General features: G+C 52.1%; 22 protein-coding genes. 11 read left to right on the forward strand and 11 right to left on the reverse strand.

The window, feature by feature from the left end:
* Nucleotides 1-2 precede the first annotated feature (2 nt).
* Together ACXIT9_RS00135 and ACXIT9_RS00140 are read right to left on the reverse strand one after the other, a co-directional pair.
* Nucleotides 3-290 carry a hypothetical protein gene (locus tag ACXIT9_RS00135; protein ID WP_458054216.1) on the reverse strand — a complete coding sequence of 96 codons (288 nt, stop codon included), beginning with the start codon at nt 288-290 and terminating at the stop codon, nt 3-5.
* Between the two features lie 20 nt (nt 291-310).
* The gene (locus ACXIT9_RS00140; protein WP_458054217.1) at nt 311-2,029 is read right to left on the reverse strand and encodes a helix-hairpin-helix domain-containing protein; all 1,719 of its coding nucleotides are present in this window, start codon (nt 2,027-2,029) and stop codon (nt 311-313) included.
* A 179-nt stretch (nt 2,030-2,208) separates the two neighbouring features.
* Between ACXIT9_RS00140 and ACXIT9_RS00145 the strand changes: the two genes are divergently transcribed.
* The 3 genes from ACXIT9_RS00145 (at nt 2,209) to ACXIT9_RS00155 (ending at nt 5,369) form a co-directional block, all read left to right on the forward strand.
* Complete coding sequence (locus ACXIT9_RS00145) at nt 2,209-3,825, forward strand: hypothetical protein (RefSeq protein ID WP_458054218.1); 1,617 nt, start codon at nt 2,209-2,211, stop codon at nt 3,823-3,825.
* A 63-nt stretch (nt 3,826-3,888) separates the two neighbouring features.
* Nucleotides 3,889-4,443 carry a bifunctional pyr operon transcriptional regulator/uracil phosphoribosyltransferase PyrR gene (gene pyrR, locus ACXIT9_RS00150; RefSeq protein WP_458054219.1) on the forward strand — a complete coding sequence of 185 codons (555 nt, stop codon included), beginning with the start codon at nt 3,889-3,891 and terminating at the stop codon, nt 4,441-4,443.
* A 2-nt stretch (nt 4,444-4,445) separates the two neighbouring features.
* The gene (locus tag ACXIT9_RS00155) at nt 4,446-5,369 is read left to right on the forward strand and encodes an aspartate carbamoyltransferase catalytic subunit (protein WP_458054220.1); all 924 of its coding nucleotides are present in this window, start codon (nt 4,446-4,448) and stop codon (nt 5,367-5,369) included.
* A 155-nt stretch (nt 5,370-5,524) separates the two neighbouring features.
* On the opposite strand, the gene ACXIT9_RS00160 is transcribed toward ACXIT9_RS00155, so the two are convergent.
* The 4 genes from ACXIT9_RS00160 to ACXIT9_RS00175 all read right to left on the reverse strand — a co-directional run bounded on the left by ACXIT9_RS00160 (nt 5,525) and on the right by ACXIT9_RS00175 (nt 9,643).
* On the reverse strand, nt 5,525-6,724 hold the full coding sequence (locus tag ACXIT9_RS00160) for a 6-bladed beta-propeller (RefSeq protein ID WP_458054221.1): 1,200 nt from the start codon (nt 6,722-6,724) through the stop codon (nt 5,525-5,527).
* 124 nt (nt 6,725-6,848) lie between these two features.
* Nucleotides 6,849-8,483 (reverse strand): L-glutamate gamma-semialdehyde dehydrogenase, encoded by a 1,635-nt coding sequence (gene pruA / locus ACXIT9_RS00165; protein WP_458054222.1) that lies wholly within the window; start codon nt 8,481-8,483, stop codon nt 6,849-6,851.
* Nucleotides 8,484-8,564: 81 nt separating this feature from the next.
* Nucleotides 8,565-9,260 carry a YjjG family noncanonical pyrimidine nucleotidase gene (locus ACXIT9_RS00170; RefSeq protein WP_458054223.1) on the reverse strand — a complete coding sequence of 232 codons (696 nt, stop codon included), beginning with the start codon at nt 9,258-9,260 and terminating at the stop codon, nt 8,565-8,567.
* The gene (locus ACXIT9_RS00175; RefSeq protein WP_458054224.1) at nt 9,257-9,643 is read right to left on the reverse strand and encodes an ArsR/SmtB family transcription factor; all 387 of its coding nucleotides are present in this window, start codon (nt 9,641-9,643) and stop codon (nt 9,257-9,259) included. Before ACXIT9_RS00175 ends, ACXIT9_RS00170 begins: the two co-directional genes overlap by 4 nt.
* A 149-nt stretch (nt 9,644-9,792) precedes the next feature.
* Here ACXIT9_RS00175 and ACXIT9_RS00180 point away from each other — a divergent pair, with 149 nt between their 5' ends.
* The gene (locus ACXIT9_RS00180; RefSeq protein ID WP_458054225.1) at nt 9,793-10,425 is read left to right on the forward strand and encodes a carboxypeptidase-like regulatory domain-containing protein; all 633 of its coding nucleotides are present in this window, start codon (nt 9,793-9,795) and stop codon (nt 10,423-10,425) included.
* 222 nt (nt 10,426-10,647) lie between these two features.
* Here the strand turns inward: ACXIT9_RS00180 and ACXIT9_RS00185 are convergent, their stop codons facing one another.
* The 4 genes from ACXIT9_RS00185 to ACXIT9_RS00200 form a co-directional block, all read right to left on the reverse strand.
* The gene (locus ACXIT9_RS00185; RefSeq protein WP_458054226.1) at nt 10,648-12,075 is read right to left on the reverse strand and encodes an aminopeptidase P N-terminal domain-containing protein; all 1,428 of its coding nucleotides are present in this window, start codon (nt 12,073-12,075) and stop codon (nt 10,648-10,650) included.
* A 12-nt stretch (nt 12,076-12,087) separates the two neighbouring features.
* Nucleotides 12,088-12,417, reverse strand: a complete 330-nt coding sequence (locus tag ACXIT9_RS00190) for a YbjQ family protein (protein WP_458054227.1) — start codon at nt 12,415-12,417, stop codon at nt 12,088-12,090.
* A gap of 10 nt (nt 12,418-12,427) precedes the next feature.
* Nucleotides 12,428-13,597, reverse strand: coding sequence for a homogentisate 1,2-dioxygenase (locus tag ACXIT9_RS00195; RefSeq protein ID WP_458054228.1), 1,170 nt, complete (start codon nt 13,595-13,597; stop codon nt 12,428-12,430).
* A gap of 139 nt (nt 13,598-13,736) precedes the next feature.
* Nucleotides 13,737-13,931: a CsbD family protein gene (locus tag ACXIT9_RS00200; RefSeq protein WP_458054229.1), complete on the reverse strand. Its 195-nt coding sequence runs from the start codon at nt 13,929-13,931 to the stop codon at nt 13,737-13,739.
* 139 nt (nt 13,932-14,070) lie between these two features.
* On the opposite strand from ACXIT9_RS00200, the gene recQ reads away from it, so the two are divergent.
* From recQ to purN, 3 genes are all read left to right on the forward strand, one after another.
* Nucleotides 14,071-16,281 carry a DNA helicase RecQ gene (recQ, locus tag ACXIT9_RS00205; RefSeq protein WP_458054230.1) on the forward strand — a complete coding sequence of 737 codons (2,211 nt, stop codon included), beginning with the start codon at nt 14,071-14,073 and terminating at the stop codon, nt 16,279-16,281.
* Nucleotides 16,271-17,182, forward strand: coding sequence for a geranylgeranylglycerol-phosphate geranylgeranyltransferase (locus ACXIT9_RS00210; RefSeq protein WP_458054231.1), 912 nt, complete (start codon nt 16,271-16,273; stop codon nt 17,180-17,182). The genes recQ and ACXIT9_RS00210 overlap by 11 nt, the downstream gene beginning before the upstream one ends.
* A 182-nt stretch (nt 17,183-17,364) precedes the next feature.
* Complete coding sequence (purN, locus tag ACXIT9_RS00215; protein ID WP_458054232.1) at nt 17,365-17,946, forward strand: phosphoribosylglycinamide formyltransferase; 582 nt, start codon at nt 17,365-17,367, stop codon at nt 17,944-17,946.
* Here purN and ACXIT9_RS00220 read toward each other — a convergent pair.
* On the reverse strand, nt 17,889-19,262 hold the full coding sequence (locus ACXIT9_RS00220; RefSeq protein WP_458054233.1) for a sterol desaturase family protein: 1,374 nt from the start codon (nt 19,260-19,262) through the stop codon (nt 17,889-17,891). The two genes, purN and ACXIT9_RS00220, sit on opposite strands and share 58 nt — an antisense overlap.
* Nucleotides 19,263-19,569: 307 nt before the next feature.
* Here ACXIT9_RS00220 and purH point away from each other — a divergent pair, with 307 nt between their 5' ends.
* The 4 genes from purH to ACXIT9_RS00240 all read left to right on the forward strand — a co-directional run bounded on the left by purH (nt 19,570) and on the right by ACXIT9_RS00240 (nt 24,746).
* A complete protein-coding gene (purH, locus tag ACXIT9_RS00225; protein ID WP_458054234.1) occupies nt 19,570-21,096 on the forward strand; it encodes a bifunctional phosphoribosylaminoimidazolecarboxamide formyltransferase/IMP cyclohydrolase in 1,527 nt (508 codons plus the stop codon).
* 80 nt (nt 21,097-21,176) lie between these two features.
* Complete coding sequence (cysS, locus tag ACXIT9_RS00230; protein WP_458054235.1) at nt 21,177-22,676, forward strand: cysteine--tRNA ligase; 1,500 nt, start codon at nt 21,177-21,179, stop codon at nt 22,674-22,676.
* A complete protein-coding gene (locus tag ACXIT9_RS00235) occupies nt 22,666-23,709 on the forward strand; it encodes a M28 family peptidase (RefSeq protein ID WP_458054236.1) in 1,044 nt (347 codons plus the stop codon). Before cysS ends, ACXIT9_RS00235 begins: the two co-directional genes overlap by 11 nt.
* A gap of 5 nt (nt 23,710-23,714) precedes the next feature.
* Complete coding sequence (locus tag ACXIT9_RS00240; protein ID WP_458054237.1) at nt 23,715-24,746, forward strand: LacI family DNA-binding transcriptional regulator; 1,032 nt, start codon at nt 23,715-23,717, stop codon at nt 24,744-24,746.
* The last annotated feature ends 67 nt before the right edge of the window (nt 24,747-24,813 follow it).

Below are 24,813 nucleotides of genomic sequence, written 5' to 3' on the forward strand. Positions count from 1 at the left end.
CCCTACATCACCAGAATAAAAAACAATAAAGAAACCCCCAGCACTAAAATCATCTGCTTGGCCTTCTCCTGCGTCTCCGCACTCACTTTGCGCTTGCGCATCGTCATCACCGCGATGCTCAGGCCGAAAAGCTGTAAAAAGGTCCCTACACCGAAAAACACACCCATCGGCAGGGCGACCAGCCCGAGGGTGACATTCACCAAAGCCAATAAACTCACGCTGATACCACTCAGCCCAAAAAGAAAGGAGCGCCGTAACAGCTCCTTCTCATCCTTTGCATTCCACTTCATATCTTCTTCTAACACGAAAGCTAAGCCTTCCGTTTCTTCTTTTTTCGTTCTTCAAAATACCGCGCCAGCTCCTCCTGAGACCAGGCATTTAAGGTCATTTCCGGACTAAGCCCTCCCTTTTGGCCCACCAGCACCCCGAAACGCATGTCTGCATATCCCTCCTTTGTATGAGCATCAGGATTGATAGCCAGGCGCACCCCCTTCGACAGCGCATAATGCACCCAGCGCCAGTCTAAATCCAGCCGCCAGGGATTGGCATTAATCTCGATCGCTACCTCCTGTGCAGCACAGGCGTCGATGACCGCCCGATGATCGATCGGATAGGCGGCACGCCGCAAGAGTAGACGCCCCGTAGGATGCCCCAGTATCGTAGTATACGGATTTTCGATCGCCCGAATGAGGCGCTGCGTCGCCTTCTGACGATCCATGGAAAGGCCCGAATGAATCGAGCTGACCACGAAATCAAAACCCGCCAGCACCTCCTCCGGATAATCCAAACTCCCATCCGGCAAGATATCACTCTCTATCCCCTTAAAAATCCGGAAGGGCGCCATCTCCTCATTCAGCGCCTCGATTTCACGCCACTGCCGCTCCACCTCCTCGATCGAAAGCCCGCCCGCATAACTGGCCGCACGGCTGTGATCGGAAATCCCCAAGTAAGTCAGCCCCAGCTCCCGCGCTGCCTCTGCCATCTCACGAAGCGTATGCTGCCCGTCACTGTAGGTACTGTGATTATGAAGCGTCCCCACCAGATCCTGCTCCTCCAGCAGCGCCTTCGGATCCTCCGCCCAGGTAAACTCCATCAGCCCCTCTCGCAGCGGCGCCGGAATAAAAGGGAGCCCCACATGCGCATAAAAAGCCTCCTCACTCTCCCAAGTCCCCTCCTGGAACCACTGAGCCAGTGGCTTCTCCTTTATCGGATGCAGTAAATGGCCCTTTGCGCTGCCGCGCAAAAACCACTGCCGCTCCCAGTCCGACTCCGAACAGGCATGCACCACCACCTGCAAGCCTTCCCGCTCCCAAGTCCCCCGAAAGGTAAAAGGACTACTGCGCTGCGCATCCACCTGCAAGCCTAAAGCAGACAGCTGATCGGCAAACTGCGCCATAAAACGCAGCGGATGCTCCACCGCCACTAACAGCTCCAACTCCTCGATGATCTCCAGCGCCCGACGAAAGGCTCCCGTCGGCGCCACACGCAGCACCCCCTCAAGCGCCTCTATATCTGTCACCAATTGGCCCACCGCCTGCTCGATATCCGCATAAAGTCGCTTTCCAGCCTGCTCCTCTCGGAAGGCCAAAGCCTCCAAAATGCTCTCTTGCGTCTTCTTGCCAAAGCCCTTTAGCGCCGCCACCTGACCCGAGCGACAGGCCTCCATCAACTCATGGGTGGAGCTGATGCCTAGCTCCTTCCAGAGTGCCTGCACCTTTTTGGGGCCTAGCCCCTTCAGCTCCAGCACTTCCAGTAGCCCATCAGGCGTCTTCTCTAAAAACTCGTCCAAAACCGCATGGCGGCCCGTCTGCGCTAAGGTGGCGATCACCTCAGCGAGGCTCTTGCCGATACCCGGAATCTCGCGAAGCTCCGCCTCCGAAAGCCGTGAAGCATCCTGCTCCATCCCCCGCTCCAGCGTATTCACCGCCTTCTGGTAGCTGCCAATTTTAAAACTGTTTTCCCCATGCAGCTCCATTAATTTGATGAGCAACTTCAGGGTTTTGGTAATTTCTTTATGTCCTAACATCATGAAAATCGAAGGATCTATACATCATTCCGAACCCCCAAGCGAAGGAAGTCCAATCTTTAGGACAAAAGTGCAGAAATATTGTTTTAAAATAAAATCAAAGGCCTTACCTTTAAACAGAAGAAAGAAACAGAGCGTTTTCCCTTCGTACGGACGCTCCCACAGCAAAAATGGGCCCTGCTATGCAAAAAATTGACTATTTTTTATTGTGCACCCTCCTTTGGCTCGGCCTCAACAGCCCCAGCTTGGCACAGCTGGACATCCTGGCCAGAATCGAACAGGAAGTCAAGCCGAATGAAAACCCCTATCTCTTTCTCCCCATGCCCTCCGGCCTGATCGGCTTCCGCGAATACAACCCGAAACCATTTACTAGTGACACCGCGCTGGAGTATTTTGTCACCGACCGCCTGCTGGAGCGCGATACCCTAGTGCGCATTCCACTCCCAAAAAATCATAACCTGCTCGGCTTTGACAGCGACAATCGTCAGCTGTATCTACTCTTCCAAAAAGGGGATTTCAGCATGGCCCGCTACATGCTGCGTATCGACCTAAACAGCCACACCTGGGAGGAATACCCCTTAGAAAACCTCTACGAGATGGAAATGCGTGAATTTTTTGCCTTTGGCGGCAAAGTCATGTTCATGGGCATGGCCGATCTTCGCCCCGTAATACAGCTCTTCGATCCCGAAGATGCCAGCTTGATCACCGTACAAGGCATCTATGCCAAAGAAACCCAGATCGTGCACCTGCGAAAGGATCCCGAGCTGGATATGGTAGACATTTTACTCAGCAACAGAGACCGGCGGAAAAGAAAAGTATGGAACCTGCTCTCTGTGGATGCCGAAGGAAATCGCCTGCGAGATGTCCGTATTTCGGGACCTGAAAATTCAGACCTGGAGCTCATCGATGGGAACATCGGTACGATACGTAATTATCAGCAGTCCATCATCGGGCCTTACGGCAAAAGGCGCACAGAGGCCTACCGGGGTCTGGCGAAAGTAAACATCAATGAATTCGGAGAATACAGCATCAGCTACTTGAACATCGAGGACATGCCCGAATTTTACAATTACCTCAAGCCGGCTGCCCGAAAAACGCGCCTCCGCAGCCTAGAACGGCAGGTCGCAAAAGAAAAAATGCCCACCATCCGCTCTGTCTATACCACCCGCGAAATTCAGGAATTCGGAGACGTCACACTTATCTACACAGAAAATTTTAATGCCAACTACTCCCGCTTTGTCGCTCGCGACGGCGCTTATGCCAACCACATGTTCATGTCTAGACCCTACTTTGGGGCTATGCCCCTGCCCATGCACTATGGTGGCTACCGGCAGTTCGGCTCTCCAAATGTGTCCCAATTTAAATACAATGCCGCCCACTTTATCCTCATCGACGCAGACGATAATATCCTCTGGAATAACAGCATAGACCTAAAAAATACGCTGAGTCTAAATGCCAATCGTTTCGGAGAGGTAGCCTTCGATGGAGAACGCCTTTTCTTTGTATACGTGCAGGATGATGACCTTATCGCTAGCTACATGGAAAATGGAGAATGGATCGCACAGGATATTAAAATCGAGCTCGAACATCCCGAAGAAGGAGTGAAAATTCAGCGCACACGGGAAGAAACACTGCGGCTCAACTGGTGGTATGAGGATGTATTTTTGCTGAGCGGGGTGCAAAGCGTACGCCGACCGGATGAAAATGGGCGAGAGAAAACGACAGACATGTACTTTATCAGCACGATTCGCCTGCAGGCCGATGCCTTAGAAACAAAAATGATGGCCAATGAACGCTGATTTCAACTCCTCACCATCCGCTCGCCTAAAAAATAGCTGTATATTTGTGTGACCATCTAAAGCATGCAGAAACGACTTATCCTCCACGAAAAGCGCTTGGCGCTCACCCTGAAGCGGTTTTGTTACCAGCTCATCGAAAATCATGACACCTTCGAAAACACGGTACTTTTAGGCTTGCAGCCTAGAGGAGTGGTCGTTTTAGAGCGTCTGGTAAAGGAGTTAGAAGCGATCACCGGAAAAATTATCCCAAACGGCCGGCTAGACGCCACCTTCCACCGTGACGACTTCCGCCGACGGGACCTGCCCCTGCTAGCGAATGAAACGAAAATCGACTTTCTGCTAGAAGGGAAAAACGTGGTGCTCATCGATGATGTGCTCTATAAAGGACGCTCTGTACGTGCAGCCATGGACGCCATGATCGCCTTTGGGCGGCCGCGAAAGGTGGAGTTAATGGTGCTCATCGACCGCATGTATAGCCGTGATTACCCCATTCGCCCCGACTATTACGGCATGCAAGTGAACACCCTCGCCACAGAATATGTCCATGTGCAGTGGAAAGGAAGTAGCCCCGACAGCATAGAAGATGGAATTTGGATCACAGAAAAAGGCAATAACTAACCATGTCCCAGCTCAGCACGCGCCACCTCCTCGGCATAAAAGAAATCACCGAAGCCGACATCCAGCTGATCTTCGAAACAGCAGCTAACTTTAAAGAGGTCATCAACAGACCCATTAAGAAAGTCCCCTCCCTACGCGATATCACTATCGCCAATATCTTTTTCGAAAACTCCACCCGCACCAAGCTTAGTTTCGAGCTGGCAGAAAAACGCCTCTCAGCCGATGTGCTCAACTTCTCCTCCAGCAATAGCTCAGTAAAAAAAGGAGAAACCCTGATCGATACGGTAAATAATATCCTCTCCATGAAAGTGGATATGGTGGTTATGCGCCACAGCAGCCCCGGAGCACCGCACTTCCTGAGCAAACATATCTCAGCGAACATCGTGAACGCCGGCGATGGCACCCACGAACACCCCACCCAAGCCCTTTTAGATGCCTTCTCCATTCGAGAGCAGTTCGGAGATGTAGCCGGAAAAAAAGTCGCCATCATCGGAGACATCCTCCACTCTCGTGTGGCCCTGTCGAACATCTTTTGCTTGCGCAAATTAGGCGCAGAGGTCATGGTCTGTGGTCCCGCCACCCTCCTGCCTACCTACATCCGAAGCCTGGATGTGCAGGTTACCCACGAGGTAGACGAAGCCCTCGCTTGGTGCGATGTGGCCAATGTCCTACGCATTCAGCTCGAACGCCAGCAAATCAAATACTTCCCCTCCCTACGCGAATACGCTCAGTTCTTCGGAGTGGATAAGGCCCGCCTGGCCAAGCTAAACAAAGAAATCGTCATCATGCACCCCGGACCTATTAATAGAGGCGTGGAGCTGCATAGCGATGTAGCCGACAGTGAACAAGCCATTATCCTCAAGCAGGTCGAAAATGGCGTGGCCGTCCGCATGGCCGTACTCTACCTTTTAGCGTCACGGGGCTAAGTGCGCCCACTCGCCTGTTGCCGACGAAAAAATACTGGACACGAGGACCGACTGCTGTCCCACCCCCACCAACTAAAATACAAAAAGCGCGTGAGCGGCCGCCCATTTACAGCTACCGATCACGCGCCTTGGCACCAACTGGTGCTCTGCAGATTTTAAGGAATACGTACCTTATACAACATAAGAATAGGGTCTTCCTCATCCGTAAGCGCCTCCTGAGCGGCCTGGAATGCATCCAAATGCTTCCCCTTCAGCCCCCCTTTGCGCTCTAGAACTTCCACCAAAGCCGGTGAAAGCAGCTCTGCAAAAGCATCTTTGGCCGTACTTTTTCGCTCGATATCCCCCACAAAATCCACCACCGTGTACTTCATGTCCGGGTAGCGAATAAATAAATTGTAAATAGGCGCTGTCGACATATCTTCTAAATCCATATCCGGATTTTTCTTCAAGCCGAAAACCATCAGCTGCATCATGTCACCCGCCGCAGCGATATTGCCGACATTAAAAGAATACTTCTGCTGCATAATCAACTCATCGACACCCTCATAGTCGGATTTCGCCGACTCCGGCATCGGATTATCCCCCAGCTTTAAGTGCACGATCGGACGCACCTGATCCTCCCCATCCAGCACATACAGCGTATCCAGCCCACCGGCATTTAAAACATAAAGATTCTCCCGTAGCTTGGCCGCATAGGACTCCACTAGAGAATAAGCGATAGGGGGTGCCTTGACAGGCAAAGGGATTAACGTATCCTGCTTCATGTCCCGAATCACAAAGGCCGTGAAGTAGCTGCCCGCATCTCCTTGATTTTCTAACTCCATATCTTGTCCCAGCAGGTAACGCTCATTGCCTAAATCCACCATGCTCGGAACATACATAGAACGGTCCATCAGATTCAACTCGTCCACGAAACTACCGTCATCGAGTCGGTAACGTAAACGCTTCACCAAGCTTGGAAACACGTGCACATAGTCCCCCTCAATGGCTAGACTTTCTACACCACTATATTCTCCGGGGCCATCGCCTTTCTTATCGAAGTGCAGCAGCAGCTCTCCCTGCCTATCAAAAATATAGATCCCCGAATTCCCCGCAAAGTTCACCTTCGCCACCGCGATATGGGTATCACTGATGCCGAAAACAGGATTGCCCATCAAAAAACTGAGCGGCTTATCCTCCGGAACACGGAGCGGAATAAACTCTACGCTCTCCAGCGCATCCCCTAAAGAACGGATGTCCGCCGCCTGTACATGCAGGTGCGTGAGTGAAGCACTCTCTTCTGAACTGCCTCCACAGGACCAGAAGCTCGCAGCCAAAAGCATGGCGCCGATAAATACAGAATTTTTTTTCATCATGTTTTGAATTAACAGCAAAAGATACAGCCCTTCGTCCTAAAAAGCAAAAAGTGATTTCTCCCTAAGCAGAAATCACTTTTTGTCTTTAAATAAGGATAGGCAGCAGAAAAGCGCTTTTCACCCTTTAATCTTCGCCTAAAAACGGATAGCGATAATCCACAGGCGGCACAAAAGTCTCCTTAATGGTACGTGGAGACACCCAGCGCAGCAAGTTGATCATAGACCCCGCCTTATCATTCGTCCCACTGGCACGGCTTCCACCAAAAGGCTGCTGCCCCACCACCGCACCGGTAGGCTTATCGTTGATATAGAAATTCCCAGCAGCATTTTTTAGCGCCTTCGTGGCCAGCTCGATGGCATAGCGGTCCTGAGAGAAGACCGCCCCCGTTAACGCATATGGAGACGTCTGATCCACCAGCTCTAGCACCGTCTCAAAGTGCTCTTCATGGTACACATAAATCGTCAGCACGGGGCCGAAAATTTCCTCTTGCATCGTGCGGTACATCGGGTCTGTGGTCACCAGCACCGTAGGTGCAATGAAATAACCCTTCGACTTATCATAGGTGCCTCCGGCGATGACCTCCACCCCTTCAGCACCCTTGGCCTCCTCGATGTAAGCGACGATCTTATCGAAGGCCTTCTCATCGATTACCGCATTGATAAAATTCGTAAAGTCTTCCGTGCCCCCCATCTTCATGCTGGCCAGGTCCGCTAACAGGTGACGCTTCACCTCAGGCCAGATGTTGGACGGGATGTAAGCACGTGAAGCAGCAGAGCACTTTTGACCCTGAAACTCGAAAGCCCCACGAGAAAGACCTACAGCCACAGCTTTCGGGTTGGCAGATTTGTGCGCCAGCACAAAATCCTTACCCCCCGTCTCCCCAACAATACGCGGATACGACTTGTACGTATGGATATTCGCCCCGATCGTTTTCCAAATGTGCTGAAATACACCTGTTGACCCCGTAAAGTGAATGCCCGCGAAGTCAGGATGCTTGAAAATAATGTCTCCGGCCGTAGGGCCATCAACGTAAATCAAGTTAATCACCCCATCAGGAACTCCCGCCTCCTGAAATACCTCCATGAGCACCTGCGCAGAATAAATCTGTGTGTAAGCAGGCTTCCAGACGATGGTATTTCCCATCATAGCAGGCGCAGCAGGAAGGTTTCCAGCGATGGCCGTAAAATTAAAAGGAGTAAGGGCGAAAATAAATCCCTCCAGTGGGCGCTGCTCCAAGCGATTCCACACACCGTTTCCGGAAACAGGGGGCTGCTGCGCGTAGATTTCCGTCATGTACTTGACATTAAAGCGCAAGAAGTCGATAAACTCACAAGCGGAGTCAATTTCCGCCTGATAGGCGTTTTTAGACTGCCCAAGCATGGTCGCTGCATTCATTTTGGCCCGGTAAGGGCCAGCCAGCAGGTCCGCAGCCTTTAAAAAGATGGCCGCACGCTGCTCCCATTCCATGTTTTCCCAAGCATACTTAGCCCCTAAAGCAGCCGCAATGGCCTGCTCTACATGGCTGGCATCGCCCTCATGGAAGTAGCCCAGAATGTGCTGGTGATCATGTGGCGGACTGAGAGGACGCTTCCGCTCGGTGCGCACCTCATCGGAACCGATATACATGGGGATGTCCACCTGCTCCCCGCGGAGCTGCGCGAGCATCGCTTGCAATTCTTTTCGTTCTGCCGAACCAGGAGCATAAGCCTTCACAGGCTCATTTACCGGCTCCGGCACGTTAAAAAAACCTTTTAACATAGCCTATTTGAGTTTAATTTTCTGTAAAACAAAGATACTAATTTCCGCCGCCCAAGCACAAAATCCCCAGATTTATCCCTACTAAAGCAGGGATTTCAGTTGATCCAGCCGCTCTATGCGATGGGTCACAGGATGTGGACAGCTACGCCCGTTCGGCGTATAAAAAACCCGGTCGATGCCCGCATTAAGTGCCCCTAAAATGTCCGAATTTGGATTATCCCCGATCATGAGACAGGCCTCCGGACGCGAATCCAGTTGCCCCACCGCATAATCGAAAATCCTTCTGTCCGGCTTCTTGTGACCCGTAGTCTCTGAAGTGACAACCAGCTGAAAGAAAGGACTGAGCCCACTGCTTTCCATCTTCAGCGCCTGACTTTCATCGAAGCCATTCGTGATAATATGCAGTGGATAGCGTGGCTTTAAGTAATGAAGTAGCTCGAGAGCATAGGGCATCAGGCCCGCCTGGCTGCTGGTCTGCTGCATAAAGGCTTCCTCTAAGCCCGCAGGGACCGCCTGGGGATCCGCCTGCGCCACCTCGAAAATCCAAGGAAAGCGCCTTTGCCGCAGGCTTATCTTATCCACTTCCCCCTTATCATACATCGCCCAAAGCTGAAAATTTACCTCATTAAAGGCTTTCAATAGATTGTCCAGCGAATGAATCCCAAGCGAACGGAGCCCGAACTGCTCGTAAAGCGCATGGAGTGCATGGCGCACATTCGTGTCGTAATCCCAGAGCGTATGGTCCAGGTCAAAGAATATATGTTCGTAACGTTTCACTCGCCTCGGTAGGGATTAGTTTGCATTTTATTTTTGGCCAACTCACGGTTGCTATCCAGAATGCGGTACACCTCCTGGTCGCGGATAAGATGGACATCTTTCTGTATAAACTTAAAGGTCTGCAAAATGATTTCCTGCGCCTCCTCTAAGAGGTAATAAAAAATCCACTGGTCCACCCGGCGACTGCCGACCAAGCCCGCATTCTTTAAATACGCCAGATGCCGGCTCGTTTTCGTCTGGGTAAAATCTAAAATCAACTCAAGGTCAGAGATGGTCAGCTCCTTATTTTGGAGCAGCAGGTGCAAAATCCGCACGCGCGGCTCCTCGGACAGGCACTTGAAAATCCGCATCCCATAGCTGAGACTGATATTTTTTAGGCGCATTTAGATCTTTTAATCATTTTCCTCGCCTCAAAATAAGCAAATCATGCCGAAATTTCTTAATATTAATGATAAATTCGTATAACGAAACCGACCTGACTTAATTACGTTACTAAAAGAAAAAAGTGTTGAAAAAGCGATACCCCCATTTAATGCTTCTCCTCGGATTTTTCCTGACGGTGTCCTTTGCGCAGGCGCAAAGTGGCAGCGGGGAACAGCGGGAGCGGCGTGTCATCCAGTTATCGGGTGTGGTCCTGAATGCCGACAGTACGGATGCCGTGCCCGGGGTGAACATTTTTGTCCCTAAAAAAGGCCGTGGAACCTCCTCCGGTCGCTTTGGCTATTTCTCCATGCCGGTTTTAGAAGGGGATTCGGTCGTTTTTAGTTTTATCGGGCTAAAGCGGCAGACTTTCCGAGTGCCCGAAATGGTGACAGAGGATAAAATCAGCCTCATCGTTACCATGGAGGATGATGAAATGGGCCTTGCAGAGGTAGAAGTAATGCCTTACCCTACCGAAGAAGAATTTAAGCGCGCCGTACTGGCCATGAACTTGGATGACCCGCTGGCAGGAAATCGCGCAGGAAATATGAATCCCGAGACGCTGCTCCTCTACGCAGAAAATATGCCAGCCTCACCTAATGAAAACTTTAGAGGCTTCTATCGCGGACAAGGCATGCAAATCCAGGATCGCTACGGCCCCAGACCCTTTACGCTCCTCGACCCGATCGCCTGGTCTAACTTTATTAAATCCATCAAACGAGGGGACTTGAAGAAGCGCGATTAGCCGATGTGGAGGGAATCCCTGTAGTTTATTCCCCCTTGCCTCCTGCACCCCTCTACGCTCGAACATGAGAGCCCCGCGCTGCTCCATCTATACACATTTGACCTTCACGAAAGCCTGGCCTCTGTCAGGCTTTCGCTGTATAAAGAATACGTTCCCTCATTACCAAAAAAAACGCACACCCCTAAACAGGATGTGCGCCTCTACTAGGTAAAATCGGTTCAACTACTCCTTTCCGCCCCAAGAATCAGCGGAGTTAGCACCCACACTATAATACAACTTCTGCAAAACACCCTCCGAACGCATCAGCTCCTCGATATCTGCCACCGTTTTTGGCACAAACTCCGATAAATTTTCGAAGCCGCTCTCCGTAATCAATAAATTATCCTCTATGCGCACACCGATTCCCCACCACTTCGGGTCGCAGTCGCTGCCCTCAGGGATATAAATACCCGGCTCCACTGTTAACACCATCCCCGGCTTGAGCGGATCATAGCCGCCACGATCGTGCACGTCCAAGCCCAAGTGGTGGCCCAGGCCATGCGGGAAATAGCGGTGACGCTCCCCCTTCTTGATAATACCCAAGTCTGCTAAACCCGTATTGATCACCTCCGAAGCCGCTGCACTAGCCGCACGGAAAGAAACTCCAGGCTTGATCTCCTGAAAAGCAGCCTCCATAGAAGCAAGTACCAGCTCATAAATCAACTTCTCCTCTTCCGTGAAAGTACCCGAAATCGGAACCGTACGCGTGATGTCTCCCGAGTAGCCCCGGTACTCCGCGCCCACGTCCATCAGCATCAGTCCCGCCCGCAGGTCTCGCTCCGAATTGTAGACATAATGCAAAATCGTCGCATTATTTCCCGCGCCGACGATGCTTCCATACCCTACATCTTCAGCACCAAAGGCCTTATGCACAAATTCATGTACACCCTGAATGGCTCGCTCACTGACACCCGGCTTAATCGACTGTATGGCGGCACGGTGTCCTTCGCCACTGATGGCGACGGCTTTGCGCAGCAGCACCAGCTCCTCCGCAGTTTTCACCTCCCGCAGGCCACTCATCACCTGCTGAAAGGTGCGCTGCCCGACAAAAGGATTCTCCTGAACCCCCTCTTTGAGCTTGCTCGTCATGGCGATCAATCCCTTATTATGACCCGCTTCGATAGGCCCTAAATCCTTATACACCACCTGAGAAAAATTCCCCAAGTTGATCGGCCCCGGCTCCTGCAGAAAGGACTCATATAAAAATGCCGCTTCTATGCCCAGCTTTTCTTGCACCCCCTCGACACCCAGGCGCGTACCTTCCCACTGCTCACGGGCAGCATCTCGGCGCTGCACATAGAGCAGTTCCGTGTAGGTTTTGCCTCCGATCTGCTGTGGCTGCTGGAAGAGCACCAGCGCCGCATTCGGCTCTCGGAATCCTGTCAAATAATAAAAATCTGAATCCGGTCGATAGGCGAACTCTGTGTCGTTCGAGCGATTTTTCACCGGATTTGTAAACACGATCATGACCGCATTTTCGGGCAGTGCCGCCCGGGCCGCCTCCCGCCGCTCTTTATGGAAGCTGGCCGGCAGCCCATCATCAAAATACGATTGCGCCCTGGCGCTGATGGCTAGCCCGAAAAACAGGAGCCAAAGTGCTATTTTTTTCATCTTCTTTCCGTATTAGTAAGCATTTGTTTTCTCTACGCGGACTGCGGTACCCGAAGCGGTCACCATCAGCATGCCATCCCGGATGGTCTCATAGTCTAAGTCTATGCCCACGACAGCATTCCCGCCGAAAGCGCGCGCCTGGGCTTCCATTTCGGCCATAGCCGTGGATTTCGCTTCGCGCAAAACCCGCTCGTAGGCCCCTGAACGTCCCCCGACAATATCGGTGATGCTGGCAAAGAAATCTTTGAAAATATTCGCTCCGATGATGGTCTCACCAGAGACGACGCCTAAATAGGCGGTGATGGTATACCCCTCTAAACTGGGGGTGGTGCTTACGATCATATTATTTACATTAAGGTTCTGAAGGTGTCCAGCTCATCGGATAAGCAGCATCCACATACTGCAGCGCCTGTGTAGTCACATAGAGCGGTTTAAAGGTGTCCAGCATCACAGCATATTCTTCCGTCGCTTTCGCCCCGATCGATTTTTCCACCGTCCCGGGATGCGGCCCATGCGGCAAGCCCCCCATGTGCAGCGTGAAAGAGCCCCGGTCGATCCCCTTTCGGCTCATAAATTCCCCCTCCGCATAATAAAGCACCTCGTCAGAATCGATGTTGCTGTGGTTATAGGGGGCCGGAATGGCCAAAGGATGGTAGTCAAACAGCCGCGGCACAAAAGAACAAATCACAAAACCCCAGGCCTGAAACGTCTGATGCACGGGCGGCGGCTGATGAATACGCCCCGTAATCGGCTCGAAATCATATATCGAAAGGGCATAGGGATATAAAAAGCCATCCCAGCCTACCAGATCAAAAGGACTCGTGGCATAGGTATAGGGATACAACATCCCCCCTTTCTTGATGTAAACTGTATAGCTCCCCTTTTCCGGCTCCGTATGCAGGGAACCGGGTGGGCGAATATCCCGCTCGCAGTAAGGGGAATGCTCCAGAAGCTGCCCCAACTCATTGCGGTAGCGCTTTACGGTTTCGATCGGCCCGGCACTTTCGGTAATCAGCAGCCGCAGCGGACCCTCCTCCCACTCAAAACGGTAGATGGTGGTTCGAGGGATGACGATATAATCGCCTTTACGAACTTCCAAACGCCCAAACTGAGAAAAGAGCACCCCCTGCCCATCATGGACGTAAATCAACTCATCCCCATCGGCATTTTTAAAGTAATGCGGCATCACCCGCTCCTCTGGCGCACAAATCCCCATCATCACGTCTCCATTGATGAGCAGCATCTGACGCGCAGAAATATAGTCCTTCCCTGTCGTCTCGATGCCGGCCGTTTTTAAGTGCGTTTGGCGCAGTCCATGCTCCTTCGCCGCCTCCCAATGATACGGGATAGGCTCCCCGATCCCGGTCACCGCATTCGGGTTATGGATGTGGTATAAGTTGGAATAAATGCCCGAAAAGCCCTTAGAGCTCACGAGCTCTTCCTTATAAAGAGAGCCATCTGGCTGGCGAAACTGAGTATGCCGTTTCGGTGGAATCTCCCCGAGTCGATAGTAATAGGCCATAGCTTGTAGATTGGGTTTATAGCTGAACAAGTAAATTTACATCATCAGCCGCAGAATCCAAACGAAGCACTTAAAAAGGGGCGGCGGGGCGCAAAAAAAAAACCCGAACACTAACGGTTCGGGTATCGGGTGACTTCTCTTAGGCTTTGTCGTCTTCACCAAAAAGGAAAGCCTCTAACTTTTCTTTGGCCTCCCCCGTCTTTTGCTGCAACTTACCGAGGAGCTGATCCTCCTGCCCCTCCGCATAAGCCAAATCATCTTCGGTGAGCTCACCATACTTTTCTTTTAGTTTCCCTTTCAATTCGTTCCAGTTGCCTTTCAGTTTTAGTGACATGTGTGTATATGTTTAAAGGTTGTTAATTGATTAAATTCGTTTAAAAGTGTGCAAACTCCCTGCCAGTTTCCTATTTTTACCTGATCTTTAAGGGAAAAATGGAAAAACCCCTCCCGCTTCTGCCCAGAACAGACACACCATGATGATTTCACCTTCTTCTTCAGCATCTAGCACACAAACGAACAGCAGCGATCCGCAGGCCTTACTGGCACATTACTATGGATACACCGCCTTTCGAGGAGAACAAGAACGGGTCATTCGCCATGTCCATAGCGGAAAGGATGCCATCGTGCTCATGCCCACCGGCGGAGGAAAATCCATCTGCTACCAGATCCCTGCTCTGATGAAGCCGGGCCTGGCACTCATCATCTCCCCACTTATTTCCCTGATGAAAGATCAAGTGGATGCCCTAAACGCAAACGGCATCCCCGCCGCCTACCTGAACTCCACCCAAAGCCTGAGTGAGCAGCGCTTTATCAGCTCAGAAGTTGAAAATGGACGCATAAAGCTGCTCTACGTAGCACCAGAACGGCTCCAAAACGGAGATACGGCCTTTATAGATTTTTTAAAACGTGCAGAGCTCCACCTCGTCGCCATCGACGAAGCGCACTGCGTCTCTCAGTGGGGGCATGACTTTCGCCCCGACTACCTGAACATCGGCAAGCTGCGCCAGCACTTTCAGAGCATCCCCTTCATCGCTTTGACGGCCACCGCCGATAAAATGACCCGAAAAGATATCGCCGAAAAACTGGGACTACAAAAAGCCACCTGGTTCACGACCTCCTTTGACCGAAAAAACATCACCTACCACGTCCGCAGCAAAAGCGACTGGGAGGAACAACTCCGCGACTTTCTGCTCGACAAGCAAAAATCCTCAGGCATCATTTACTGCCTCTCTCGAAAAAATGTAGAAGATACCGCAGAGCTCGTCCGCAGCTGGGGCTTCCAGGCGCTCCCCTATCATGCCGGCCTCCCCAAAGAGCAGCGCGAATACCATCAACAGGCCTTCATCAAAGATGAAGTACCCATCATCGTGGCCACCGTAGCCTTCGGAATGGGTATCGACAAGCCGAACGTGCGTTATGTCGTCCATGTTAGCATGCCCCAAAATATCGAAGGCTACTACCAAGAAACTGGCCGCGCAGGCAGAGACGGTCTCCCCAGCGAAGCGCTCCTTTTTTACGGAGTCTCCGACGTCATCATCCTGGAAAAAATCTTAAATAATGGGGAAAATGCCGCTTTTAATGCCACCATGCAGCAGAAGCTGCAAAAAATGAAAGGCTTTTGCCTCTCGAACACCTGCCGAAGACGCTATCTCCTCGGCTACTTCGGCGAGGAGCTACGGGAAGATTGTGGCAACTGTGACCGCTGCTTCGCCAAGAGCCGACTAGAAGATGTCACCGTGCCCGCACAAATGCTTCTCTCCGCCATCGTGCGCACCGGGCAGCAGTACGGCTTGCAGCACCCTATTCTGGTATTAAGAGGCTCGAAAAGCGCGAAGATAACCGAAGCCCAGCGCGGACTGAGCCTGTACGGCATCGGAAAAGATAAACCCGAACAGTTTTGGCGCAGCCTCGGCGAACGCCTGCAGGTAGAAGGCTACCTCGCCGAAGCAGGCCAGGCATTCCCCCTCCTTAAGCTTACCGAAAAGGCCTGGGAAAAACTGAAGCGCAAAGAAAAAATCATGCTCCCCATCAGTGGCGAGGCGCTCCGGGATGCCGTACGCGACAGTCAGAGCAGCACCAAAGCCGAAATCCATGAAGAGCTGCTCGACGAACTTAAAATTCTCCGCGTGCGCCTTGCAGACGACTACCAAGTACCACCTTACGTCATTTTCGGAGACAATACCCTGCAGGAAATGGCCACCCTGCTGCCCCAGTCTACCCCTAGTCTCCTGCGTATCACCGGTGTAGGTGAGGTGAAAGCAGAAAAATACGGCGCCCGCTTCTTAGCACTCATCTGTCGCTATGCCGAAAAACATCAGCTCCCCGAAAAACGGCAGCACTTAAAAGCGAAAAACACCGGAGCCAGCTCTGGGAAGGGAGCTAGCGCCAAAGGTGCCTCCTCTGGAACCGTCCTGGCGACACTTCAGCAGTATAAAAAGACGCGCAACCTATACAAAACAGCCTCTGAGCGCAATCTAAGCCTAAAAACCGTGGAGGGCCACCTGGTCACCGCCGTACAAGAAGGCCTGCTGGAAGAGTCCGAGTTTGTGTCGAAGGACGATGTGCTCAGCATTCGCCTCCAAGCAAGACGTGAAAATTCGCGCCGACTCACCCCGCTAAAAGAGCATTTTCAGGAAAGATTTTCGTACTTTCAGCTAAAGATAGCCTTGGCGAATGAAGGATAAGCGTGTGAAAAAGTGTACCTTTACCCCTCGAGCCAGCGACCACATGGGAAAGACACTCACCCTATCCGGCCTATTTCGGATCAGTAGACCCTACAATCTTGTCATCGTGGGGTTTGCGCAGTTTATGACAGCCCTATGCCTGGTAGAATCCAGCCGCCAAGGACTTCCCGTCGTGCAGGATCCCAACCTCTACTTGCTGATTTTTTCTACCCTACTGCTCATGGCGGCAGGCTATGTGATTAACGATTACTACGACGTTAAAATCGACTACATCAATAAACCACGCGAGGTCATCATCGGAAAAGGTATGAAAAGACGCGTGGCACTCTTGCTGCATACCACGCTTAATTTGGCCGGAATCGGCATAGCCGCCATGATCAGCCCGCGCATTGCTGTTATGCACTTTATCGCTTCTTTTTTACTTTGGCTCTACAGTAATAGCCTGAAAAGACTTCCCCTCTGGGGCAATTTGGTGGTGGCCCTGCTCACCGGCGGAAGCATCTGGATAGTCGGCTACTACTACCAAAAAGCTGAGCTGATCGTCCTGACCTACGCCCTTTTTGCCTTTTTCCTCAACCTCATCCATGCCATCATAAAAGACATCGAAGACCGGCAGGGAGACCGTAAACATGGGGTGCGCAGCATCCCGATCGTGTTTGGTTTCCGAAACACCAAACGCGCCTTGTTTCTAATCGCCTTTATTTTTATCGCCGTCATCATCATCGTGACCATCAAAATAAATAACCCCCTGCTCTTTTATTATTTTGGAGGCCTCGGCATCTTTTTTCTGTACTACCTCTATAAAATCTACCGCGCCGACCGCAAAGCGCATTTCAGCCAGCTTAGCCTCTGGTCGAAGATCCTGATGCTCGTTGGAATTCTTAGCATGCTCTTCCTTTAAAACACAAAAAAAACAATCCACCTAACAAAGCCACAACGAAGGCAGAAAGGCCCCTCCACCTTTCGTACAGCTAAAAAACACGCTTTTCCCTACCTACTTCTTCATATTTTTTGGCTCCGCCAAAGGCTTTTTCGCCTAAAAACCCCAATTTTACCCTCCAAAGGTCTTTAACCCCTTATACCGTGAAGAAAATCGCCATCCTAGCCTCCGGAAATGGTAGCAATGCCGAAAATATCGCTCGCCATTTCAAAAACCACCCCCACATCCAAGTTGCCCTCTTCGCCAGTAATAAAGCCGATGCCTTTGTGCTGAAACGCGCCGAACAACTGGCCATCGAAGCACTGGCCTTCCGAAAAAGCGACCTCCAATCCGGCAAACTGTTAGAAGAACTCCAAAAAAGAGAAATCGACTGGGTGATCCTGGCGGGCTTCTTACTTCAAATCCCCAGCCACCTCATCGCCGCTTTTCCGGATCGTATGCTCAACATTCACCCCGCGCTTCTGCCCACATACGGGGGAAAAGGCATGTATGGCCAACATGTACACGAAGCAGTGAAAGCCGCTAAGGAAAGCCATACCGGCATCACCATCCACCTGGTAAATGCCGCCTACGACGAAGGCAAAATCATCTTTCAGGCCGGCGTAGCCCTCTCACCAGAAGACACCCCCGACACCATCGCAGAAAAAGTCCACGCCCTCGAATACCGCTATTTTCCAGAAGTCATCGAGCGCCAGGTGCTCGGCTCAGCAGCATCCCCTGGCTGACCCACCCTTTGGCCGGAGGCCGAACCCGCAGCAGCCCATACGTGCGCAGACTGCGGCTGAACGGCAGACCGATCTGAGTCCGAAGTACGTAGCAGGTACCAGCTAATCGCGGGAGAAAGCAGGAAATACGTCAAGACCAGGTAGGAAGCGCCAGGGAAAAACAGGTCCAACTGGAACCAGCTGCCCAAGTGCAGAAAAATACCGAAAGCCACCAGCAGCCGCAGGACATCTGCCCATAAGGCGAGTCGCGCCCGATCCATCAAAGAGGTGTAGGCGAATACGGAAAGCATCAAAAAGCCCCCATAAAGCAGCACCTCGCCATACTGAAACTGCACAAAGGCGATGAGCACATGAAAAACCAGACCAAAATTGACTAAAAACTGTACCCAGGACCAGACAAAAAGAGCTTTCGAGGGCTGGCTGTCATACTTGACCTGCTGATGGGCGTCCTGCCAGTACGAAATGGGATAGCGCTCCGCGACATCCGCCGGACGCCAACCCGTCGGCATAAACCAAATGCGGGCTTTGTCACGCCAGGATTTCGTCCGATAAGCATCCTGAATAAGGCCCCAAAAATGCTGATAGTTGATCCATATCGGATTCCATGTGTTGACCGGCTTCTTCACCCCATAGACAGGCGGCTCTTCTGGCAGTTCCTCCTGAAAGGTGCCGAACAGCTTGTCCCAGAAGATGAAAATCTGGGAGAGATTCTTATCCAGGTACACATCGTTAATGGCATGATGCACCCGATGATGGGAAGGCGTGACGAGAATATATTCGAAAATGCCCATCTTATCGATGAGGCGGGTGTGGTACCAAAACTGCGCAAAGAGATGGATCGGCGCCACCAGGGCCACCACCTCCGCAGGAACACCGAGCAGGGCCATCGGGATGTAGAGGAAAAAATAAATACCGATAATAGAGGAAATGGACTGCCGCAGTGCGCAGCTCAAGTTAAACTCTTCGCTGCTGTGATGCACGATGTGTCGGTTCCAGAAGGCATTTACCGTATGGTCAAAACGATGACTCCAGTAGCCGACGAAATCCATGCCTACAAAGGCCAGCACATACACCAGCCAGGTGCTTTCGATAGAAAAAAGCGCCACCCGATCCACTAGCCAGCCATAGGATACCAGCACGATGGAAAGCCCCATCAAATTTTTCAGCGTATTCGTCATCCCCGAACTGAGGCTGGAGATGACATCCATCCCGCGATTTACCTGCTTGCCCATGCGGCGGGCAACCAACTCTTCCAGTAAAATCAACAGAATAAAGAAGGGAATCGCGTAGGAAAGGGCTTTAGCGTATAACTCCATAAAATCCGACTATTGAACGAGTGAAGATACAAGAAATCAGGCGCTTTCACAAAAAATCCCCGACCACCCCCCATCGGGCAGGATAATTTTTAAACAATCCCCAAAAAACCGCTGTGCTCAACACCGAAACCGCAAAGCGCCCCTAAAAATATTACGGAAATAACAGGGCAAAAACCCTTAATTTCCCTTAGAAAGCCCGAATCTTGCGCCCAAAATTCCCGCTGATTTTCGTAAGTTTGTGCACATAAACATTTTCCACACGTAAAAAATGCCCCTGGGCGAGCGATGCCCGCGGTCAACCCACATCATGGCGAATAAAAAAATTACCTCAGCCTTAATCTCTGTTTTTTATAAGGACCACCTGGAGCCCATCATCGAGCAGCTGCAAGCACAGGGCGTTACCATTTACTCCACCGGCGGGACGCAGTCCTTTATCGAAGCCTTAGGTGCAAAAGTAACACCGGTGGAAACCCTGACCGGCTACCCCTCCATCTTCGGCGGTCGCGTAAAAACCCTGCATCCGAAAATTTTTGGCGGCATCTTGCACCGACGCAGCCTTGCCGAAGATGTGGAGCAAGCCGAGGCATTTGACATTCCGGCCATCGACCTGGTCATCGTGGACCTCTACCCCTTCGAGGAAACTGTGGCGAGCGGAGCTGCAGAAGCTGAGGTGATCGAGAAAATCGATATTGGCGGGATTTCCCTTATCCGTGCGGCGGCGAAAAACTTTCAAGATGTGGCCATCATCGCCTCCCGCGAGCAGTATGGAGCACTGGCGGAGCGCCTCTCGGCGCAAGAGGGCCACCTCAGCCTAGAAGATCGCCGCTACTTCGCAGCAGAAGCCTTCCGCGTTTCCTCCCATTATGACACGCAGATTTTCCACTACTTTAACCGCTCAGAGCAGCTGCCCTACTTGAAAATCTCAGAGGAAAAAGCAAGCCCGCTCCGCTACGGAGAAAATCCGCATCAGGCCGCCCACTTCTATGGTGACCTGGAAGCCCTTTTCGAGCAGCTGAACGGCAAAGCCCTCTCCTATAATAATCTCGTGGACGTGGATGCCGCGGTCGCCTTGATCAGCGAATTCCCCGATGAAACTGCCTTCGCCATCTTAAAGCATACCAATGCCTGCGGCTGTGCCACAGCAGACAGCGTACAGGAAGCCTATAAAAAAGCCTTTGCGGCAGACACCACCTCGGCCTTCGGAGGGGTGCTGATCACGAACAGCACCGTGGATATGGCCGCTGCCGAAGAGATGAACAGCCTCTTCTTTGAGGTATTGATCGCCCCGGACTTTGCGCCAGAGGCGCTAGAGCTCCTAAAAGGCAAGAAAAACCGCATCCTGCTACGCCAAAAAATGGCGCTAAGCGGCACCAAGCAAGTCAAAACACTTCTCAATGGCTTCATCGAGCAAGATAAAGATCTGAAAACCGAGCAAAAGGCGGACTTTAAGGTTGTAACGAAGCTGGCACCCTCTGAGCAGGAAATGGATGCCCTGGTGTTTGCGGCCAAAGTTTGTAAGCATACGAAGTCAAATACGATCGTGCTGAGTAATGCCAACCAGCTTTTTGCTTCCGGTGTGGGCCAAACTTCACGTGTCGATGCGCTGCGTCAAGCGATCGAAAAGGCCAAAAGCTTCGGCTTCGAGCTGAAAGGAGCTGTCATGGCTTCGGATGCCTTTTTCCCTTTCCCAGACTGCGTGGAGATCGCTTCGAAAGAAGGCATCAGCGCCGTGGTGCAGCCCGGAGGCTCCATTAAGGACCAAGACTCTATTGACTTTTGCGATGCCCACGGCATGAGCATGGTCATGACGGGAGTACGTCATTTTAAACATTAATCGATAAAACACGCTTTTAACCCTTGTATGCGGAGGGCGGCTGGATGGCTGCCCTGCCCGCAGACAGGCTACGATCCGATATGAAATCAGAAAACGCCCTTTCGCTTTACAACACCCTTACTCGTAAAAAAGAAACGTTCGCGCCCTTAAATCCCCCTTTCGTGGGCATGTATGTCTGCGGACCGACGGTGTATGGCGATGCACACTTGGGGCATGGGCGCCCGGCCATCACCTTCGATACCGTATACCGCTACCTGACGTACTTGGGCTACCGCGTGCGCTATGTGCGGAATATCACCGATGTGGGGCACCTGACCGGAGATGCCGATGAAGGGGAGGATAAAATCGCCAAGAAGGCCAAGCTGGAGCAGCTGGAACCCATGGAAGTGGCCCAGCAGTATACCGACACCTACCACCGGGACATGGAGGCGCTGAACACCATCCGCCCGAGCATCGAGCCCCGCGCCACCGGCCATATTCCCGAGCAGATCGAGCTGGTACAGGCGATTTTAGCCGAAGGCCTGGCCTACGAGGTGAATGGCTCCGTCTATTTCGATGTGTTAAAGTACAACGAAAAACAGCAGTACGGCAAGCTTTCCGGTCGTGTGCTGGAGGAACTGGTAAGCGGATCGCGGGAACTGGACGGCCAAAGCGAAAAACGAAATGCCGTCGATTTTGCACTTTGGAAAAAGGCGGCGCCCGAACATCTTATGCAGTGGGATTCGCCCTGGGGCAAAGGCTTCCCCGGCTGGCACCTCGAGTGTACGGCCATGAGCTCCAAATACTTGGGAAAACATTTTGACATTCACGGCGGCGGCATGGACCTGATGTTCCCCCACCACGAATGCGAAATCGCGCAGGGCAATGCCTGCAACCATGTGGATCCGGCCAAGTACTGGATGCACAACAACATGATCACGATTAACGGGCAGAAAATGGGCAAATCCCTGGGAAATTTCATTACCCTGCAGGAGCTGTTCACCGGCAAGCACGCGCTGCTCGAGCAGGCCTATTCGCCCATGACCATTCGGTATTTTATCTTGACGGCACATTACCGCTCCACATTGGATTTCTCGAATGAGGCACTAAAAGGAGCGGAGAAGGGCTATAAAAAGCTGATGAACGGTTTGCGCACAGCGCAAAAGCTACAGGCAAGGCCAGCGCTAGAGCAGGAGGCCCCCGATGAAAAGCAGGTGCAGCAGGTGCAGCAGATTTTACGCCAGCTCTTCCGTGCTATGGACGATGATTTTAACACCGCACAGGCGATCGGGCACCTCTTCAACCTCTTGAAAAAAATCAATAGCCTCTACACGGGGCAGCTCCAGCCAGAAGCCTTAGGCGAGACGCTCTTCCGCGAGCTACTTACGCGCTATGTGCATTTCGTGACGGAGATTTTAGGCCTGAAGGAAGAGCAGCCCAACCATCAGGAAGCGCTGCTGGACGCGCTATTAGCAGTGTACAGCGAAGCCAAAACGGCTCGTAATTATGCGAAAGTAGACGAGATCCGCGCCCGACTAAAAGGGCTGGGCATCGTGGTAAAAGATATGAAACATGGAATCGACTGGGCCTATGAAGAGTAAATCCCAACTTCCCGCACAGCCCCGCAGGATTCCCCTGGCGCGGCCTTATTGGTTGCTGCTAGTGACCCCTTTACTCCTACTCCTGCTGGCCCAAAGCTGCGGATCCGGAGATTCCAGCCTCAGCGAGGAAGAGCTGCAAGCCCTAAAAGTGGCAGCCGAGGACGTCCCTACCTTTTCAGTAGACAGCGCCTACCAGTACATCGCTCAGCAGGTGGCTTTCGGGCCTCGGGTCCCGATGACCGAAGGCCATGCGCGCACGCGCGACTGGATCATCGCGACACTGGAGGGTTTCGGCTTACAGGTACAGCGACAAGACTTCCAGGCAGAAACGCATGACGGACTTACCTGGGACCTGACCAATATCATCGCTAAACACAATCCGGAAGCGAAAAAACGAATTTTACTTGCCGCACACTGGGACACGCGACGCATCGCCGACAAAGACAGTGAGCGCAGGGACGAACCCATCGACGGCGCCAATGACGGAGGGAGTGGTGTGGGCATCCTCATGGAAATCGCCCGCGTGCTGAGTAGCGCCGAGCGGCAGCCAGAGGTAGGAATCGACTTTATCTTCTTCGATGGAGAGGATGATGGCGAACCAGAAGGCTCCCGTCTGCGTTCAAACAGGGTTTTCTGGTGTTTAGGCTCCCAGCACTGGGCGAAAAACCCACATGAACCAGGCTACACCGCCTTTTATGGCATTTTACTCGACATGGTAGCCGCCCGTGGGGCCCGCTTTTACCGGGAAGGACACAGCATGCAGTATGCGAAAAATATCGTGACCAAAGTCTGGAACCATGCCCATGCCCTGGGCTTTAGCGACTTCTTTATTTTGCGCGACGCGCCCCCCATCACGGATGACCACCTCTACGTGAATCAGGCCGGCATTCCGATGATCGATATCGTGGAATTTTCCCCCGACTTCGGCTTTGGAAGCTATCACCATACCCATGCCGATAACATGGACCTGATCGATAAGCGGACCATCCGGGCAGTGGGCGAAACCGTTTTATTTACGCTTTACCAAGAATAATAGCCATGAAAAAAAGCCATCAAGTGACCATGAAAGAGATCGCGAAGAAATTGCAGGTCTCTGTTTCCACTGTTTCGCGCGCGCTGAAGGATTCGCCAGAGCTGCACCCGGAGACGAAACAGAAAATCGTGGCGATGGCGAAGGAAATGAACTACCAGCCGAATTTGCTGGCGCAAAGCCTGCGGAGCTCCCGAAGTAAGGTCCTCGGCGTCATCGTGCCCGAGCTGACCTCGCACTTTTTTTCCAGTAACATTTCCGGCATTCAAGACACCGCCTACAAGCGGGGCTATAACATCATGATCTGCCAGTCGAATGAGCGCTATGACATGGAGGTAGCCAATGTCAAAACCCTTGTTTCCAGTCAAGTAGACGGCCTACTCATTTCACTGAGCCGGGAAACCAAGCAGCTGGGGCACCTGCAAGAGCTCTACGACAGGCAGTACCCTTTTGTGCTCTTCGACCGGGTTTCGGAAATGCTGCCTGTGACTCAAGTGATCGTAGACGATGCCGGAGGTGCCTATGAGGTGGTCAAGCATCTGCTCGAGCAGGGCTGCCGCAAAGTGGTTTTTGTCTCCGGCCCCGAGGAACTTTATATTTCCAAAAAACGGCGCGAAGGCTATGAAAAGGCCTTGCGCGAATTCAGCATCCCGCTGCAGGAAGATCTCATCTACGTTAGCGACATGACACCCGAAGGAAGCCGCGAGGTGGCAGCGAAGTTGATGGAACGTAAAGGAGAGTTTGACGGAATTTTTGCGATGATCGACCCGATGGCGGTCGAGATCATGATGCAGTTTAAAGCCGCAGGCATTGCTATTCCTAAGGAAGTGGCTGTGGCTGGGTTTACGAACAACCCGACAGCAGCAGTCGTGGAGCCTTCGCTTACCACGGTCTCGCAGCCGGGATACGAAATGGGGGTGCTGGCAGCAGAATGCTTATTAGATCAGCTGAGTGGAGATGCCGAAGAAGAACAGCCCAAGCGCCACGTCCTCCAGGCCTCTCTTGTAGAAAGAAAGTCCTCCCAGAAACGTGGCGCTTAGCCCAGTGTTTCCTATTACTTAGGCCGCTTTCCGGCCAGCTTCCTTAGCCAGCTTCTTTAAGGGAGCT

The sequence above is a fragment of the Nitritalea sp. genome (assembly GCF_054166705.1).

Coding starts and splice junctions, on each gene's coding strand:
- ACXIT9_RS00135 (WP_458054216.1), bottom strand. CDS start 290: ATGAAGTGGAATGCAAAGGATGAGAAGGAGCTGTTACGGCGCTCCTTT.
- ACXIT9_RS00140 (WP_458054217.1), bottom strand. CDS start 2,029: ATGATGTTAGGACATAAAGAAATTACCAAAACCCTGAAGTTGCTCATC.
- ACXIT9_RS00145 (WP_458054218.1), top strand. CDS start 2,209: ATGCAAAAAATTGACTATTTTTTATTGTGCACCCTCCTTTGGCTCGGC.
- pyrR (WP_458054219.1), top strand. CDS start 3,889: ATGCAGAAACGACTTATCCTCCACGAAAAGCGCTTGGCGCTCACCCTG.
- ACXIT9_RS00155 (WP_458054220.1), top strand. CDS start 4,446: ATGTCCCAGCTCAGCACGCGCCACCTCCTCGGCATAAAAGAAATCACC.
- ACXIT9_RS00160 (WP_458054221.1), bottom strand. CDS start 6,724: ATGATGAAAAAAAATTCTGTATTTATCGGCGCCATGCTTTTGGCTGCG.
- pruA (WP_458054222.1), bottom strand. CDS start 8,483: ATGTTAAAAGGTTTTTTTAACGTGCCGGAGCCGGTAAATGAGCCTGTG.
- ACXIT9_RS00175 (WP_458054224.1), bottom strand. CDS start 9,643: ATGCGCCTAAAAAATATCAGTCTCAGCTATGGGATGCGGATTTTCAAG.
- ACXIT9_RS00180 (WP_458054225.1), top strand. CDS start 9,793: ATGCTTCTCCTCGGATTTTTCCTGACGGTGTCCTTTGCGCAGGCGCAA.
- ACXIT9_RS00185 (WP_458054226.1), bottom strand. CDS start 12,075: ATGAAAAAAATAGCACTTTGGCTCCTGTTTTTCGGGCTAGCCATCAGC.
- ACXIT9_RS00190 (WP_458054227.1), bottom strand. CDS start 12,417: ATGATCGTAAGCACCACCCCCAGTTTAGAGGGGTATACCATCACCGCC.
- ACXIT9_RS00195 (WP_458054228.1), bottom strand. CDS start 13,597: ATGGCCTATTACTATCGACTCGGGGAGATTCCACCGAAACGGCATACT.
- ACXIT9_RS00200 (WP_458054229.1), bottom strand. CDS start 13,931: ATGTCACTAAAACTGAAAGGCAACTGGAACGAATTGAAAGGGAAACTA.
- recQ (WP_458054230.1), top strand. CDS start 14,071: ATGATGATTTCACCTTCTTCTTCAGCATCTAGCACACAAACGAACAGC.
- ACXIT9_RS00210 (WP_458054231.1), top strand. CDS start 16,271: ATGAAGGATAAGCGTGTGAAAAAGTGTACCTTTACCCCTCGAGCCAGC.
- ACXIT9_RS00220 (WP_458054233.1), bottom strand. CDS start 19,262: ATGGAGTTATACGCTAAAGCCCTTTCCTACGCGATTCCCTTCTTTATT.
- purH (WP_458054234.1), top strand. CDS start 19,570: ATGGCGAATAAAAAAATTACCTCAGCCTTAATCTCTGTTTTTTATAAG.
- cysS (WP_458054235.1), top strand. CDS start 21,177: ATGAAATCAGAAAACGCCCTTTCGCTTTACAACACCCTTACTCGTAAA.
- ACXIT9_RS00235 (WP_458054236.1), top strand. CDS start 22,666: ATGAAGAGTAAATCCCAACTTCCCGCACAGCCCCGCAGGATTCCCCTG.
- ACXIT9_RS00240 (WP_458054237.1), top strand. CDS start 23,715: ATGAAAAAAAGCCATCAAGTGACCATGAAAGAGATCGCGAAGAAATTG.